General features: G+C 41.4%; 15 protein-coding genes. 3 read left to right on the forward strand and 12 right to left on the reverse strand.

What is annotated here, in order from left to right:
* Nucleotides 1-11: 11 nt before the first annotated feature.
* The 7 genes from TY87_RS01225 to TY87_RS01255 form a co-directional block, all read right to left on the reverse strand.
* Nucleotides 12-983 carry an ABC transporter permease gene (locus tag TY87_RS01225; protein WP_100185702.1) on the reverse strand — a complete coding sequence of 324 codons (972 nt, stop codon included), beginning with the start codon at nucleotides 981-983 and terminating at the stop codon, nucleotides 12-14.
* Between the two features lie 63 nt (nucleotides 984-1,046).
* Nucleotides 1,047-2,456 (reverse strand): CmpA/NrtA family ABC transporter substrate-binding protein, encoded by a 1,410-nt coding sequence (locus TY87_RS01230; protein ID WP_100185703.1) that lies wholly within the window; start codon nucleotides 2,454-2,456, stop codon nucleotides 1,047-1,049.
* Between the two features lie 343 nt (nucleotides 2,457-2,799).
* The gene (locus tag TY87_RS01235; RefSeq protein WP_100185704.1) at nucleotides 2,800-3,993 is read right to left on the reverse strand and encodes a CmpA/NrtA family ABC transporter substrate-binding protein; all 1,194 of its coding nucleotides are present in this window, start codon (nucleotides 3,991-3,993) and stop codon (nucleotides 2,800-2,802) included.
* Nucleotides 3,990-4,595 carry an ANTAR domain-containing response regulator gene (locus TY87_RS01240; protein WP_072839959.1) on the reverse strand — a complete coding sequence of 202 codons (606 nt, stop codon included), beginning with the start codon at nucleotides 4,593-4,595 and terminating at the stop codon, nucleotides 3,990-3,992. The genes TY87_RS01235 and TY87_RS01240 overlap by 4 nt, the downstream gene beginning before the upstream one ends.
* Nucleotides 4,596-4,793: 198 nt before the next feature.
* Nucleotides 4,794-5,429 (reverse strand): helix-turn-helix domain-containing protein, encoded by a 636-nt coding sequence (locus TY87_RS01245; RefSeq protein ID WP_072839958.1) that lies wholly within the window; start codon nucleotides 5,427-5,429, stop codon nucleotides 4,794-4,796.
* Between the two features lie 104 nt (nucleotides 5,430-5,533).
* Complete coding sequence (locus TY87_RS01250) at nucleotides 5,534-6,865, reverse strand: HlyD family type I secretion periplasmic adaptor subunit (protein WP_100185705.1); 1,332 nt, start codon at nucleotides 6,863-6,865, stop codon at nucleotides 5,534-5,536.
* A 2-nt stretch (nucleotides 6,866-6,867) separates the two neighbouring features.
* Nucleotides 6,868-9,156, reverse strand: a complete 2,289-nt coding sequence (locus TY87_RS01255; RefSeq protein ID WP_072839956.1) for a type I secretion system permease/ATPase — start codon at nucleotides 9,154-9,156, stop codon at nucleotides 6,868-6,870.
* 144 nt (nucleotides 9,157-9,300) lie between these two features.
* Here TY87_RS01255 and TY87_RS01260 point away from each other — a divergent pair, with 144 nt between their 5' ends.
* Entirely contained in the window at nucleotides 9,301-9,672 is a 372-nt protein-coding gene (locus tag TY87_RS01260) for a hypothetical protein (protein ID WP_072839955.1), read from the forward strand.
* 40 nt (nucleotides 9,673-9,712) lie between these two features.
* Here the strand turns inward: TY87_RS01260 and TY87_RS01265 are convergent, their stop codons facing one another.
* From TY87_RS01265 to TY87_RS01285, 5 genes are read right to left on the reverse strand one after another with little or no spacing between them, the layout of a single operon-like run.
* Entirely contained in the window at nucleotides 9,713-11,662 is a 1,950-nt protein-coding gene (locus TY87_RS01265; protein WP_072839954.1) for a bifunctional diguanylate cyclase/phosphodiesterase, read from the reverse strand.
* 10 nt (nucleotides 11,663-11,672) lie between these two features.
* Entirely contained in the window at nucleotides 11,673-12,362 is a 690-nt protein-coding gene (locus TY87_RS01270) for a transglutaminase-like cysteine peptidase (protein ID WP_100185747.1), read from the reverse strand.
* A 7-nt stretch (nucleotides 12,363-12,369) separates the two neighbouring features.
* Nucleotides 12,370-12,663, reverse strand: coding sequence for a DUF1244 domain-containing protein (locus tag TY87_RS01275; RefSeq protein WP_072839952.1), 294 nt, complete (start codon nucleotides 12,661-12,663; stop codon nucleotides 12,370-12,372).
* Between the two features lie 42 nt (nucleotides 12,664-12,705).
* The gene (locus TY87_RS01280; RefSeq protein WP_100185707.1) at nucleotides 12,706-13,305 is read right to left on the reverse strand and encodes a tRNA-uridine aminocarboxypropyltransferase; all 600 of its coding nucleotides are present in this window, start codon (nucleotides 13,303-13,305) and stop codon (nucleotides 12,706-12,708) included.
* Between the two features lie 30 nt (nucleotides 13,306-13,335).
* Nucleotides 13,336-14,061: a pyridoxine 5'-phosphate synthase gene (locus tag TY87_RS01285; protein WP_100185708.1), complete on the reverse strand. Its 726-nt coding sequence runs from the start codon at nucleotides 14,059-14,061 to the stop codon at nucleotides 13,336-13,338.
* 411 nt (nucleotides 14,062-14,472) lie between these two features.
* On the opposite strand from TY87_RS01285, the gene TY87_RS01290 reads away from it, so the two are divergent.
* Entirely contained in the window at nucleotides 14,473-15,147 is a 675-nt protein-coding gene (locus TY87_RS01290; protein WP_100185709.1) for a DNA-3-methyladenine glycosylase I, read from the forward strand.
* Between the two features lie 40 nt (nucleotides 15,148-15,187).
* Nucleotides 15,188-15,829, forward strand: a complete 642-nt coding sequence (locus tag TY87_RS01295) for a DsbA family oxidoreductase (protein ID WP_072839948.1) — start codon at nucleotides 15,188-15,190, stop codon at nucleotides 15,827-15,829.
* Nucleotides 15,830-15,966: the final 137 nt, after the last annotated feature.

The following is a 15,966-nucleotide window of genomic DNA, read 5'->3' on the forward strand; positions in this document are numbered from 1 at the left end:
TGAAAGTCTATTTAGCGTAGTACCTGAGTTTTATCCCAAGAAACAAAACGCTGAATTGTCAGCATGACTCTGTCTAGCAAGTAGCCGATGAAACCAATCATCAACACCGCCACCATGATTCGACCTAATGAATTCGAGCTACCATTCTGGAATTCATCCCAAACAAACTTCCCTAACCCTGGGTTTTGCGCCAACATTTCCGCCGCGATCAATACCATCCAAGCAATACCGAGCGACAAGCGTAGACCGGTAAACATCAGAGGAATCGCCGACGGAATGACGATTTTCATCACATGCGTCATCCAACCAAGGCGTAATACTTTTGAAACATTAAGTAGATCTTTTTCTACTGCCGCCACACCAACTGCTGTATTAATTAGCGTTGGCCACATGCAACACAAGGTCACAGTGAACATGGAGGTTAAGAAGGATTTAGAAAACAGCGGATCATCAGACACGTAACTAGCACTCACAACCATGGTAACTAAGGGCAACCATGCCAGCGGCGAAACCGGTTTGAAAATTTGAATAACAGGATTTAAAGCACTGTAAACCGATCTATTTAAGCCAATTAAAATCCCTAAAGGAATGGCAATTAGGCTGGCCAAACCAAAGCCAGCCAATACGGTATATAAACTGGTAAATATCTGATCAAAAAAAGTAGGCTTACCTGTGTAATCTCTTAACGTACCGACATAGCTAGGATCTTTAGCTTGTCGCTCAGCAATACGCTCTTCTTGACGAACATAAAATTTGTCTTCTTTTACACGCTCTCTCTGATGCTCTGCTACGAGACTATTCCATTGCTCATAAACTACCACCGGCCCTGGAAACTCACCCAAAGAGGTATGAACACGACTCGCTCCCACCTGCCACAGCAAGATAAACACTAAAATGCCAAAGACCGGCAGCAAGATCCCTTTAAAAGAAAAGGTGCTGATTTTGTCTTTTAAAGAAGCCATGGTTACGTTTGGTATCATCATCTGTTTCTCGCTCAATTTGACTCATAAAGCGACTACGACTGTGGCCGCTTTATCCTGTTTGGTTTAGATTTGGTCGTCGCCTTTTAAACCGATTTTGAAGCTTTTCAAGTAATCATTTGGGTGTTTGCCGTCATAAGTCACACCATCAATAAAGTCACTTTGTGGCGGTTTAAAGCCATCTTCTTTAGCGAAATCAGGGAACTCAGACGCTGTCATAACACCATCTTCAATCAAAGCGTTTGCGGCTTGCGCATAAATATCTGGGCGATAAACTTCTTTCGCGGTTTTCATAAACCATTCATCTGATTTTGGTTCAGCAATTTGCCCCCAACGGCGCATTTGTGTGAGATACCAAATGGCATCGCTGTAATATGGGTAAGTCGCGTTATGACGGAAAAAGACATTAAAGTCGGGGATTTCACGCTTATCACCTTTTTCATACTCAAATGTCCCTGTCATGCTGTTGGCAATGACATCGTAATCTGCCCCAACATATTGGCTACGAGAAAGTATTTTTACCGCTTCAGGACGATTTGCATTGTTGTTTTCATCCAACCATTTCGCCGCACGAATCATCGCTTTAACTACACGAATATGGGTATTTGGATACTTTTCCGCCCAGTCACTGCTGACACCGAATACTTTCTCAGGGTTGTTCTTCCAAATTTCATAATCGGTAATGACTGGCACACCAATGCCTTTAAATACGGCTTGTTGGTTCCAAGGCTCACCAACGCAGTAACCTGAAATCGTTCCAGCTTCCATCGTTGCAGGCATTTGTGGTGGTGGCGTCACCGACAACAAAGCATCGGCGTTAATTTGACCACTGGTGTCGCCTCGGGCTGGCGCGTAGTAACCTGGATGAATGCCACCAGCAGCAAGCCAATAACGCAGTTCGTAGTTATGTGTTGAAACAGGAAATACCATGCCCATTTTGAATGGCTTACCTTGCGCTTTATAACCATCAACCACAGGTTTTAAAGCGCTGGCGCTGATTGGATGAACCGGCTTGCCATCTGGGCCATTGGGAATGTTTTTCTTCATTTCATCCCAAACATCGTTTGAAACCGTAATGCCGTTACCATTCAAATCCATACTAAAAGCCGTCACAATGTGGGCTTTAGTACCGTATCCGATGGTGGCACCAAGTGGCTGGCCCGCTAACATATGAGCGCCGTCTAGCTGACCATCAATCACTCGATCTAGTAGAACTTTCCAGTTTGCTTGCGCTTCTAAGGTGACGTACAAACCTTCGTCTTCGAAATAGCCTTTCTCATAAGCAATCGCCAATGGCGCCATATCCGTTAGCTTGATAAAACCAAATTTAAGCTCTTCTTTTTCTGCATAACCCAGCTCCGCATGAGCTGCTCCAGATAAAAGCGCAGAGCCCAACAATATAGAAAAACTAATTTTTTGAGTGGCATTAACGAATCTCGGCAAGGGAATTATCGTTTTCAAAAATCTTAGGTTCATAGTCACACTCCGCTTAAGGGGTTAAAAAGTACAAAAACAAAAAAAGGCGCATGCGAATCACAAAAAAATGTGTTCGCAGGCGCCTTTGCCATTCAAAGAAAATCCTACATTGGACTATCAATAATGTGGGTGATAATTAACGGTCGTTGCTAATTCCACCAATTTTTTTCAAAACTTTATGTCTATGTGTTTTACAAAGCACGCAGCGTGCCAATAAAACTAACCTTATGATTTATAGGTTTTTTACCTTAAATCCGCTGTCTAGATAAAATAATTCAGCAGGCCAAATAAATCTATTTGCCCAGTTATCATGCATAGCGCACTAAAAAAAGACACGTACAAACTACTTATCAAAACCATTTAAAATGCCATTTGGATGTAAGCGGATCTTTCCCGAAGCAACAGAATCCAACCAAGTAGACTCATCTTCGACAGACAAATGCCAATCCGTGTTGTTTTTTTCTTCCGTCAAACCTAATGCTTTGTAATAAAGATCCTGACGATAAACCTGCTCCGCCACGTCGTTCAGTGACTTAATGTCACCCAGTTGCTGCCAGCGGTGCATTTGCGCCATGATCCATAATGCATAGCTCGGCAAAGGTTTATTAATATCGCTACCAGAAAAACGCTGATACGCCTTCATTGGCCAATCGAATTGCCCCTTTGGTTTAATCGCACTAAAACCATAAACCAGCTGCTCTAACGTGCAATTCAAATAATCAGGATGACTTAAGATACTCAGTAATTCAGTCTGGTTATTTGGTTCATCTACCCACAAACAAGCTTTTTCCAAAGCGCGAATAATTGACAAATATACTTCTAGGTTATGTTCAGCCCATACGGAATTTACGCCAAAGACTTTTTCCGGCGTACTACCCCAAATTTCATATCCAGTAACCAACATGTGGCCTATACCTTGCTCCACTGCAAGACTGTTCCAAGGCTCACCTACGCAATAACCATCAATATCACCTTGTCTTAAACTATCAAGCATTTTTACCGGTGGAACTACAACTATTTGCACATCTTTATCGGAATCAATTCCAGCTCGACTCAACCAATCTCTTAACTGATAGTTATGGGATGAGTAAGGATAGACCATCGCAAAACGCAATGGAGCTGCATTAGCTGCTCGGCCATCTAGCAACCTCTTCAATGCCACGCCAGTTCGAATATCAACCGAAGATTCAGCATGGTGCTGTAGCTCTTCGTACAAAGCGTTACCAATAGTGATGCCATTACCATTATGACTAACAGTAAAGCTGGTTTGCATGGGTGTCTTAATGGTGCCAATTCCTAAACTAGCAGCAATCGGCATAGACGCCAACATATGCGCACCATCAAGCAAATTGAAGGCCACTTTATCGCGGATACTTGCCCAAGATGCTTCTTTAGATAACACCACATCCACGCCTTCTTGAATAAAAAAGCCTTTTTCTTGGGCAATCACAAAAGGCGCACAATCGATTAATGGAATAAAACCAATCCGCACAGACTCGCTAGTTTGAATAATATTATTTGGCTGTATCAGGTTCATTTTGAACCTCCCATCAATTCCATCACAGATATGATATTTCGAGCGACGTCAGTCATTCGCTGACTACGATCCATCGCTAGTTTCCGAAGCGCTTGATAGGCTGCGGGCTCATCACATTTTTGATGTTTCATTATCAAACCTTTTGCTTTGTCTATCAGCTTACGGTCTTCAAGCTGACTTTTTACAGATTCCAATTCAGATCTTAGCGCCTGAAATTCTCTAAACCGGGCAATCGCAACTTGCAATAACGCTTTCACGCTACCGCTGTTAACACCATCAACCACATAGGCACTGACACCCGCTCGAATAGCTGCTTCTACATGTCTGGAATCATCTTCTTCAGCAAACATAACAATGGGACGAGGATTATCTTTGGTGAGTCGCGACATGTTTTCCAACATATCTCGATCAGGAGATTCGATATCAATAATTACCATATCTGGTTGAAATTCCGTTACCGCTTCCGTTAGGTTTTTGGCATTTTCCAGTCGTCTAATAACACGATAACCACTGTCAATCATGGCCTGTTCTACAATAGCGGCTCGCGCAGGCTCATTATCAACAAGCATCACGGTTAATTCTTTTTCAGGGGGCGCAGGCATGGTGCATTCTCTTAAAAATCGTAAAATCACATTCAGATAAAATGCAAGATATGCGCCATTTCGACACATTAATTTTCCGGAGATTAGAGGCAAAAAAGGCTCTAAATAGAGCCTTTTAAGAGTAATTAACCAAAAAGTAACACACGAATAATAGGTAAGAACTGAAGCAGTGCAAGCTAGCGCTAATAAAGAACCAAATTAATGCACAGCATATCGAGTCTGTGCAAGCAGAGCTAAAGCCAAGCGGTCTTTAGTGTTGGTTTTCTTAAAAATAGACGTCAAATGCGCTTTTACAGTACGCTCTGTAATACCCATTTCAAGTGCGATTTGCTTATTAGACAAGCCTTTCGAAACACTGTGAGCAACATCTAATTCACGTTCAGACAAGTCATCCAGTTCATCGTTGTGAATCTCTGCGGGCGCGGTAGATTGCATAATAAGCTGTTGAATAAATGCTTTTCCGCCCCAGATTTCACCGGAGTCAACAACCGAAAGCACCAGAGAAAGTTGCTCTTTACCAATATAAGGAGCACATTGCCCGCTAACGCCAACAGAAAAAAGTCTTAAAGCGGCAGCTTGACTTGATTGATTAGGAAACACGATAACTTTTTGCTTTGGAAAGGCTGAACAAAGTGCAACCACTTCTTCAACCTGTTTAGAAAAAAATTTATCTTCTAAATAGATAAAGCAGTAAGTGAAGCTAGACGATGCCGCTTCTAATGTTTGATATACCTCTTCAAATGTCTCTGCTCGTACCAATAAGGAATCCACACTGACTATTTGATTCCAATGTTTCCATACGGCGTCATCTGTATTCCAACACAAAGTTTTCAAAATAAGTCTCGTCCTATTAAGTGCGATGAACCATTCTAACCAGCAAATAATAACGTATTGTTAACATTTGTAACTGTTCATTGAGCTTGAAAACTTTTTTGTAATTACCGTTCACGAAGCGCATTTTGTTTTGCTTTTAAAATTGGCTTAAGCAAATAATCCAATAAGGTTTTCTTACCAGTAATTATATCTACTGTCGCTTGCATGCCTGGAATAACGGGCAATGGGGCTTGCTCTGTTCCTAAATAGTTTTTATCAGTCCTCACCCTGACCAAATAAAAGCTATTGCCCTCTTCATCAAGAATAGTATCGGCACTGATGTTTTCAACTATGCCATGCAAACCACCAAATATTGCAAAATCATAGGCGGAGAGTTTAACCACGGCACTCAAATCAGGTTTAATAAAACCAATATTTTCAGGACGTACTTTTGCCTCAATCAACAATGAATCTTCAAACGGTACAATTTCAAGCAAATTCATACCGGGCTTGATGACACCGCCAACCGTATTAATTTGAATCTGTTTCACGATACCTTTTACTGGTGAACGAACCTGTGTTCTTGATACTTTATCTTCAAGGGATACATTACTTTCACGTAACTGATCTAATTTACTTTTTACTCCAGTTAGGTCTTCTTGGGCATCCGCCCTAAATTTCGCTTCACCTTCGGATAGTTTACTTTGCGCTTCTTTCAGCGCTGAACGCGCCCGAGGAATCGCTAACTGAGTTGCTTCCAAATCCCCTTGCAACTGATTGACTTGGCGTTCGAGCTGCAATAACTCAACCCTAGACACGGCTCCTTGCTCAAACGCAGGTCGAGTTAATGCCAGCTCTTCTTTCGAAAAAGCATAACTCTGTTTTAAATTTTCTAGTTTTGCCTGTAACTCAACTATTTCTTGTTTCTTTTGCTCAATCTGCTGCTGAAAGCCAACCTGGTTAGTCCGTAAAGACTCTAATCTGTTGTTATATAAATCAAGTTCACGCTTTACAACCAGCGGATAATCTTTCATGATTTCCGGATCAAATTTAGGCTCCAGACCATAAGATTCAGCCTGTAAACGAGTCGCTCGAACTTTTAAATTAATCGATTCGGCTTGCTGCTCACGCAATGATGACAAGGCTTCAGTATTTTCTATCGTCATCAACACTTGTCCACTATCGACCACTTGACCTACTTTGGCATTAATTTCTTTTAAAATACCACCTTCAAGGTTTTGAATCTGCTGGACTTGGCTAGAAGGAATAACTTTCCCTTCGCCCACAGTAACTTCATCTAAAGCCGTATAATTAGCCCACACCAATGCCGCTGCCACGAAAATAAAAATCACCCAAAGGATAATTCTACCGCCACGTGGTGTTTTCAACATCAAGGCCGCATTTCGGTCTGTCAGATACTCTAAATCATCTTGTGAAATCGAATTTTTATTACTCATTATTAACTGACCTTCAACTTGCCTTGACGAAGCGCTTCATGCACTTGCGCTTTTGGACCATCAGCAATCAAGCGACCATTATCCATAACGATAATTCGATCGACCATATCTAGCATAGAGGCCTTATGTGTAATCAAAATAAGGGTTTTGTCTTTCACCCCTTCTATTAAGCGACGCTTCATTCGAGACTCTGTGGTGTTATCCATCGAAGCTGTCGGCTCATCCAAAATCAAAATTGGTGGATCAAAAAGTAGTGCCCTTGCGATAGCAATACTTTGACGCTGCCCCCCAGATAACAAGGCGCCACGTTCACCAACAATACTGTCTAAACCGCTTGGTTTACGATTGGCAAACTCAGATACTCCGGACAGATCTGCCGCACGAATAATGGCATCGTCTTCCATATAAGGAACGCCCATCACAATGTTATCTTTTATCGAGCCATAGAATAAATTCACATCTTGCGAAACTGCACCAATATTCCGACGTAGATCGGTTGGGTTTACTTGGCGCAGATCCACGCCATCAATTCTTATAGCGCCGCTATCAGGTGTATAAAGCCCTGTCATTAATTTACCAAGGGTCGACTTACCAGAGCCGATCCGGCCAATAATAGCGACTTTTTCGCCTTGCTTAATATTAATATTAATAGCACTAACTGCGGCTTGTTCTTGATCAGGATAAGCGAAGTTAACTGCTTCAAATTGAAATTCTCCCTTAAACACTGGGCGATGAACAAACTTGACATCATCCGGGTTTTCAACTGGCGAAGACATAATTTCATTTAGAGATGTAAAAGCAGATTTTGCTTGGTTATAGCGTGTCGCTAAACCAGCTACTTGCGCCATAGGGCCAAGCGCCCTTCCAGTCAACATAACAGACGCAACCAAAGCGCCCATACTCATATTACCTTCAGATATTTGATACACCCCAACAATGACAATAATAACGGTAGTTAGCTGCTGAGCTACCATCGCAAAAGAGGAAGAAGATTGTGACAACTGACGAGTTTTGACTCCCCAATCAGCAATGTTACCAACAGCATTTTCCCACTGTTTCTGCATCACGCCTTCAGCATTATTGAGCTTCACACTTTCCGCGTTATACAAACTCTCAATCAAAACCGCATTTTTTTGTGATGCCGTTTTTTGACCCTCTTCGATAGAGCGACGTAATGGGATTTGAATGATGATGCTATAAAGGACGATCAGAGCAATGGTTACAATGGGAATATAGCCAACAGGACCACCAATCAACCAAATCACACCAATAATCAGAAACATAAAAGGAATATCAACCAAAGTGGTGATAGACGCCGATGTAATGAAGTCTCGAATACTTTCAAATTCTTGTAGGTTTTTGGCGAAAGCCCCAACAGACTTAGGCCTTGATGCCATGGTGATATTATTTACTCTGGAAAAGATAGCTGCCGATATCAAGATATCTGATTTTTTGCCAGCTATGTCAATGAAATAAGCCCGCAAGGTTCGCAATAAAAAATCAAATAAGTACACGACAGCAGCGCCGATGGCCAACACCCAGAGTGTATCAAATGCATTGTTCGGCACAACTCGGTCATAGACGTTCATCACAAAAAGAGGACTAGCAACAGCGAAGATATTGATTAATAAAGACGCAATAAACACGTCTCGATAAATTCGCCAAGAACCAGAAATAGTTCCCCAGAACCAATGCCCTTTTTTACTTTCTTTTTCATCGCTTTTTTCAGAGCGTTTATCAAATTGATACAAAGGACGAACAAAGAAGCAATAACCAGTACAAGACTCGGCAAGCTTATCGATAGGAAGAGTAATTTCCCCCTCACCAGATTCTGGACGAAGTATTTTTGCGGTGCCTTGCTTTTTATCCAATTCAAGTAGAATACAGGCTTGCTGATCCCTTAATAGCAACACCGCGGGCATGACCATGTTGGGGATTTTTGCGATAGGTCGTTTAACAAAACGAGTACTAATGCCAATACGCTTAGCCGCACGCTGAAAAAGTTCTGGTGTCATTGCATTGTCGGTAATAGGTAAACCTGAAGCAATACCATCCGAAGTATAAGGATTATGAAAGTATTTGCTTAACAGTACTAAGCAATCTAACAGAGGATTAGGGTATTCTAACGAAGCACCTTGTGTATCCCACTGATCAATATCTTCTTTAGAACCATCTTCAACTTCTGCATCCGTCTTCCCTTCGTCTGATTCATTTGTAACTTCATTTTCTTCATACGAATCATTTTCTAAAGGTGACGAAGAGTTCTGTTCTGAACGACCAGAGTCAGACATACTCTATATTCTCCTAAAACTACCGAAAATCTGTTTTTTTATAAACAAATAGCTTATTAATTATGGTCTAGAATAGTGTTTATTAAGTAATATGTGAAGCGAACTTATGCCTTACTACAAATTGAAACACAGAAGGAAATCAACATGCTATACGCAAAAGTCAATGAGAATGGTGTAATTATTGATGTCGCCACATCTCAATCAGATGAGTACAAACTACTCGTAGCACCAAATGATCCGACAGTTGCTAGCATATTGGAAAAAAAATTCACTACAGCAAGCACTAGCACCCAAGAAATACTCGCTAGTTCTGACGGTGAAATGATGCGAATACTTGAAGATTTGGTAGACCTTCTAACTGAAAAACGCTTAATACAATTTACTGAATTGCCCCTAGCGGCACAGAAAAAATTACTCGGTAGAAAATGGGTTCGTGGCGTACACAGTAGTAGCGACGAAAGCTTAATGACAGATAGTGGTATTGCCGAAGGAGACGATGAAGACGCTTTAATCTAAAGTATCTTCATTTTTAAGGAAACAAGATAGCGACATCGATCTACATATCTTGTGCACGACCGATTAGAAATCCTTGACCGCCCGATACATCAAAACGTTTCAATGCTATCCATTGTTTTTCGCTTTCAACCCCCGTCGCAATCACTTCAATGTTTAAGCTATTAAACATCTTACACAAAGTGTGCATGAAGAAAGACTCAGACTCTTTGCCTGCAGCCATTCGGGTATAAGAAGAATCTACTTTGACATAATCCGGCATCAAAGTTTGTAAATATTGAAAGGCAGAAAACTGCTTGCCCACATTATCAATCCCAAATTGCACTCGCTGTGTTTTTAGCATCTGAGCCAACTCATTCGCCTGTGCCTCTTCAACCAGAACACTCTGCTCCGAAATCTCAAACATCAATTTACTTTTTACGTCTGCATTAAGGTTACTCAATGTTTTATCTAACCACGTAATAAAAGCAGGTTTAGCGTAAGAAGAGGCTGACAAATTTACGGTTAATGGAACAGTAAGCTGCCTCGATTTAATGTGTTCGATCACTCGCCCAATAATGACTTGGTCTATTTGACTACCTAAATCAAACAGTTCAGCCAAACCAATAAAATACCCCGCATGATACTCTTTCCCAGCATGCTCCAAGCCCATAAAGACTTCTTCATGAAGAATAATTGGCGTTTCATCCAAAGTTGTAATTTTTTGTTTTTTAAGTTTGAAAGATTTATGCCGTATTGCTGATTCTAATATTTCTTTCCAAGCAGTTTTACTAATGGCCATATCTTGGCCCATATTAAGGTCAAACACTTTACTCGTATTGCTACCTTCTCGTTTTGCCTCACGCAGAGCCGCATCTGCTTGAGACATGGCACTTGAACGCTCTACCGATCCATCAATGGTCACTGCACCAATATTGGCCACCGCAGCAGAATAACTAATGCTAGCCGTATTCAACTCCATTAGCTCTGCCAAAATTTCATCAACTACTTTGATAAGCTGACTTTGATCAAAATTAGGGATAAGCAAAACAAAGTCCGCGCCAGATAAACGCGCTAAGGTTGAGAAAGAAGAAAGTGTTGACACTTTTTTGGTTAAAATATCGGCCGCAGACTGAATAAACATATCCGCTGATTCATAACCACGCTCATTATTTAACTTACCTAAATCCGCCAAACTAATCAGAACCAGACCATCAATACCACGCTCTCTTTCAGCAAAATGTGACTTCATCTGGCTTTCAAAAAAATGTCGATTCCCTAATCCACTAACGGGATCTTTAAACGCTTTGGCTTGCAGCCATTGAGCCGTTTCGACTTCAGAAGCGAACTCTTTTTCTAGTTTCTCTGCCATTCGATTCATAGATAAAACAACAGACTTTAGCTCTCGTGTTTTAGGCACTGCAATGGTTTTAATAAAACGACGTTGCTGAATCGCTTCCGCTTGTTTTTCAAGCTCAGCCAAAGGTCGAAATAAATAACGTAACGCAAAACTGCCAATAACCAGAGTGATTGCACCAATCACAAAAAAGGACACTAATAAATCCCGTGAAGCGAGCCAAAGCTGATTGTAGCCATACCCGGCACTACCCGTAATATAAACTTGCCCTAACTCACTCCAGCCATTTGAAATAACCGCTTTGGCCACTGGCACCTTGAAATCAATTAGCTGAATAAACCAGGTTGGTACACCGTCTATTTTTGTTTCATTGGAACGGGTAATATTTTTATCTGTATCGTAAACATGAATGCGCACTTCTGAAAAATAGCCGCTATCGAATACAGCGTTAATGCTACTTTCCACTGATGCATAGTCTTCTAACGCCATGAAATCGGATACCGACATACTCAAGGATGTTGCTGAGTCTTGGGTGGTGGATTCCAATTGCCCGATCAAATAGCCTTTCGTAGTGTTAAAATTAATGCCCATCACAACAGCTAGCATCAATGAGAATATGGCAATAATCGTCATCATTAATTGGCGGAACAGCGTCATCCAAGTTCTCCTAGTTTGTCATCGTATTAAAACGATTATTTAAATCTGTCCACAAGCTCAATCTAGATGAGCCACCTACCAATACACCGCGCCCTTTTTCTTTTGAAAGCCACAAATTCTCTGCGTTGAACGAATAAATAGGCAAGAGATCATTGCGCTTTGACGCGGGTTTTAATTCTTTATCAAGATTATCAAGCAAGACAGGGACGGACGTTGGTTTGTGATAATACGCCAATACCATATGATGCTGATTAAGCTTTAACGCCTTTACATAGACAAGTCGTAGCTTTTCATCTGGCACACCAAGCTCTCTGAGAGTGAAGTATTTGGCTATGGTAAAGTCTTCACAGTCTCCAGCTTGCATGCCTAAAAACTCAATGGGTGTTGCCCAATAGTCTTCTTTCCCCCACAAGGTCATGTCGTCGACAAAATCCATCTGGTTAAAAAAGTTATTCACTTGAGCGAGCTGATCAACAATAGGTAAAGATCGAGAATCATCAATCAGCTTTCGCCAAGCTAAAATACGCTTTTCTGCACCCGCGCCATAGACTACGCCAGCTTGTTTCGCTAACTTTCGATATTTATCTGACACATCAGCATACAACCACCAATGCGGCACAAAGCACATGATAAGAAGCACACAAACAATACGTTTGGTGCTTCTTAGATAGGAAAAAAACGAATTAAATCGTTTTTTCACTGCAAAGTTACTTGTCAGACTTAGGCTTTGCATTAAAAGCGGCCAACTGCTCGGCTGTGGCTTCTGGTTGATACTTGGCTTTCCAAGTGTCATAAGGTTCGCCATAGACAAATTCGCGTGCTTCATCGTAGTCTACTTTCACGCCTTGCTGCTCTGCCTCGGCCATATACCACTTACTCAAACAGTTACGACAAAAACCAGCTAAGTTCATCAGATCAATATTTTGCACGGACTTATTATCGTCAAGGTGTTTCAAAAGGCGACGCAACACGGCGGCTTCAATTTCAGTTTGTTTATTCATAATAATTTCAAATCTCTTTGTCTTCTTATAATTCGTTAACGATTACTCAAGGTATCGATGACTTAAAGGCTGCTTACGCCACTGCCATTCTTGCGCCACAACCATAAACTCTCTTAATGGCTGCATATTTTCACCAGTAACTTGTTCTATTGCATAGGCACACGCTTCTAAGGTTGATAATGACTCAATACCTGGTGACTTGCGAATACTGTACTGCCCAACTGGCGCCTGTGAAAAACAAACCGCTTTAAAATCATATAGTAAGGGTTCTATGAAATAGAATTTCTTCGCCTTCCGCCAAGTTGCATCAATTAAAATTAAGCCTTCAACCTCAGCAGTCGAGTCTGCATCTATCGATTCGATAGCGACAGCAGAATCCGATGGAAATACCAAACGCCATTTAGCTGGATCTTTTTGCCTCAAAGCACTCGCCAGCACATCGTGATTTGCTATCGAAATACATTCCACTGACGACAAACCTAAAGACAATAATGACACAGTGTTTTTGGCATGTTGCGCTTCTTTAGGATCTTGCAAAATCAAGATCTTTAATCGCGTAGAAAGCACAGGTATCCAATGACAAACACACTGTTCTGTTAAAAAGTGGCAATTATCACAGCGTGCTCTTTTTGCGCTTTGCATGCTCGAGTCTCTAGTTTAGTCACCTATTTCTCAAGCCAATTTTTCAAGATAGGCTTTTACAACGTTATTCCAGCCTAGATCCAAAGCTTCAACCGTCAAAGCATGACCAATCGATACTTCCATAATTCGACCTTGTTCACACAAAGCTTGAACATTATTCAGATCCAAATCATGTCCAGCGTTCACTTCTAAACCCGCGTCTAATGCGGCTTGTGCAGCGTGCTGATAAGTCTCAAGAACCTCAGTAAATCCGTCTTTTCCAAACGCATTAGCATAGGCTTCAGTGTAAAGTTCTACACGGTCAGCACCAACCTCTTTAGCTAACGCCATATTTTCAGCTTCTGGGTCCATGAATAATACAACGCGTATACCTTTGGCTTTGAGTTTAGCAATGACTGGACGCAATGCATCTTGGTCACGAGCGATATTCCAACCGTGATCAGATGTTAGCTGATTTGGATCATCAGGTACCAGCGTACATTGATCAGGTTCTACTTCTAAAACAACGTCCAAAAACTGCGCATCAGGAAAACCTTCAACGTTTAATTCAGCACCTGGAAAACGTTTTAATAGCGTCTTCAAATCGTAGGCATCTTGATAGGTCGCATGACGCTGATCTGGTCTTGGGTGAATGGTAATACCAAACGCGCCCAGTTCCAGCGTACGCTCCGCCATATCAATCAAATTTGGATAATCTCTTCCACGAGAATTTCGAAGCAAGCCAATTTTATTCAGATTAACGCTTAAGTGTGTCATTCAACTTCTCTCGACAGGGTCATTTATTGGCATTATAGGACAAACACATAGCGTCCATCACTAAAATACCAAACAAGTTATCAGTTCAGCCATTATCTAGGGAAGGTGCGAACAAGTCCTCTTGTCTCAGCATGTGGATAAAAGCCTGTTATTCGAGGCGAGTAGCGAATGTGAATAATGGTTCTATTTTCGAGGTACTCAACAAAGAATACAGGCTTTTAGGACATGCCCTGCGGGTCTTTCAGAGAAAACGCCACATGTCGTTGCGACTCTTTGAAAGGTACCTACATTCCTTCAGAGTCGCGCCTTATTTGACGATTTCTCTGAAAGACTGAGGCTTAGTAGACTTATTCGCACCTTCCCTAGAGCAAGGCTTATGATAAACTGAGCGCCACAAAATAGGAGTCCAGGATGAAATACGAACTCTTTCAATCCATTTACGATCGTGCAGCTCTTCGACATGATGGAGCAAAACACCTTGAAGCCATGCTATCTGTACCACTAAGCCCATCAAAACTCAGTCAACACAGTGACGATAGATGGCTGGCGGCGTTCTCTCAGAAAGTCTTTCAATCTGGCATTAACTGGCAAGTAGTTCGCAACAAATGGCCCGGTTTTGAAACGGTTTTTTTCGGTTTTGATATCGAAAAAATGTTGTTAATTCATGACGAAATGTGGGAAGAAAAAGCCAAAGACGTACGCATCATTCGTAACTTTGGCAAGGTGATGACGATCCGAGAAAACGCCCTGATGATTAGCGAATGTCAGGCTAGCTATGGATCATTCTCTAACTTTGTTGCTAACTGGCCGAATGACGACATTATTGGCCTGTGGGCCTATTTGAAAAAGCATGGCGCTCGCCTTGGTGGCAACACCGGCCCCTATACATTAAGAGCAATGGGCAAAGACACGTTTATGCTCACCAGAGATGTCGAAGGCTATTTACGTCAACACGAGATAATTACCACAGGAAGAGACACTCAATCCGCGTGGAAAGCAGCACAAGGCGCGTTTAATCATTGGCACAAAGAAAGCGGTCGCTCTTATACAGAAATTAGTCAATGCATAGCTTTAAGCGTCAATTAAACACTTTACACTCTCAGTAACTTATTTTTTAGGAGAAAACATGGCAGATCTTCGTATCGACATTATTTCAGATGTAGTTTGCCCTTGGTGCTATTTAGGTTATTCCCGCCTTAAACAAGCTATTGAACAATTAGGCGATGACTATAAAATCGACATTCGTTGGCAGCCCTTTGAGCTACATCCTGATATGCCATTAGAAGGCGCCGACCGAGAAACTTACCTCGGCGAGCGGTTTGGCAGTCAAGAAAAACTCAATGAAGCCACTCACGCTATTCAACAAGTGGGGATTGAAGCAAGTATTCAATTCAATTTCTCAGAAAAAGATCGCATCCCCAATACTAAACTTGCTCACCAATTTGTGCTTGCTGCCACTAAGTCAGGATTAGCAACACCGTTTGTTTTGGCAGCATTTCATGCCTATTTCACGGACGGAAAAGACATAGGATCGAAGAGTATCTTAGAAGAAGTAGCAGTAAGTATCGGTATGCAAAAATCCGATATTGAATACGCATTGAGCACAGAAGCTAAAGCACTGACTGAAAAAAAACTACAGCATTTACGTGGTATAGAAATTAATTCAGTGCCGACATATGTCATCAACGACAAATATATGGTTCAAGGCGCTCACACTCCAGAATCCTTCTTAAAAGTGCTTACCGATATTGCAGAAAAAGAGTTGTAATCCATATAACTACATCCTACTGACGATAAGGCTAAAGCTGTCATTTGGTCTTATCGTTAACTCTTCGACAAAACTCTAAAAAAAAACTATCAAACCATGCAAACAGATAAATTCTTATCTATTGATAATCATTAACA

Source organism: Marinomonas sp. BSi20584 (assembly GCF_002792415.1).
Classification (GTDB): domain Bacteria; phylum Pseudomonadota; class Gammaproteobacteria; order Pseudomonadales; family Marinomonadaceae; genus Marinomonas; species Marinomonas polaris.

Bases quoted from the DNA above. Each gene is read 5' to 3' on its own strand.
- TY87_RS01225 (WP_100185702.1), bottom strand. From the start codon at position 983: ATGATGATACCAAACGTAACCATGGCTTCTTTAAAAGACAAAATCAGC.
- TY87_RS01230 (WP_100185703.1), bottom strand. From the start codon at position 2,456: ATGAACCTAAGATTTTTGAAAACGATAATTCCCTTGCCGAGATTCGTT.
- TY87_RS01235 (WP_100185704.1), bottom strand. From the start codon at position 3,993: ATGAACCTGATACAGCCAAATAATATTATTCAAACTAGCGAGTCTGTG.
- TY87_RS01240 (WP_072839959.1), bottom strand. From the start codon at position 4,595: ATGCCTGCGCCCCCTGAAAAAGAATTAACCGTGATGCTTGTTGATAAT.
- TY87_RS01250 (WP_100185705.1), bottom strand. From the start codon at position 6,865: ATGAGTAATAAAAATTCGATTTCACAAGATGATTTAGAGTATCTGACA.
- TY87_RS01255 (WP_072839956.1), bottom strand. From the start codon at position 9,156: ATGTCTGACTCTGGTCGTTCAGAACAGAACTCTTCGTCACCTTTAGAA.
- TY87_RS01260 (WP_072839955.1), top strand. From the start codon at position 9,301: ATGCTATACGCAAAAGTCAATGAGAATGGTGTAATTATTGATGTCGCC.
- TY87_RS01265 (WP_072839954.1), bottom strand. From the start codon at position 11,662: ATGACGCTGTTCCGCCAATTAATGATGACGATTATTGCCATATTCTCA.
- TY87_RS01275 (WP_072839952.1), bottom strand. From the start codon at position 12,663: ATGAATAAACAAACTGAAATTGAAGCCGCCGTGTTGCGTCGCCTTTTG.
- TY87_RS01280 (WP_100185707.1), bottom strand. From the start codon at position 13,305: ATGCAAAGCGCAAAAAGAGCACGCTGTGATAATTGCCACTTTTTAACA.
- TY87_RS01285 (WP_100185708.1), bottom strand. From the start codon at position 14,061: ATGACACACTTAAGCGTTAATCTGAATAAAATTGGCTTGCTTCGAAAT.
- TY87_RS01290 (WP_100185709.1), top strand. From the start codon at position 14,473: ATGAAATACGAACTCTTTCAATCCATTTACGATCGTGCAGCTCTTCGA.
- TY87_RS01295 (WP_072839948.1), top strand. From the start codon at position 15,188: ATGGCAGATCTTCGTATCGACATTATTTCAGATGTAGTTTGCCCTTGG.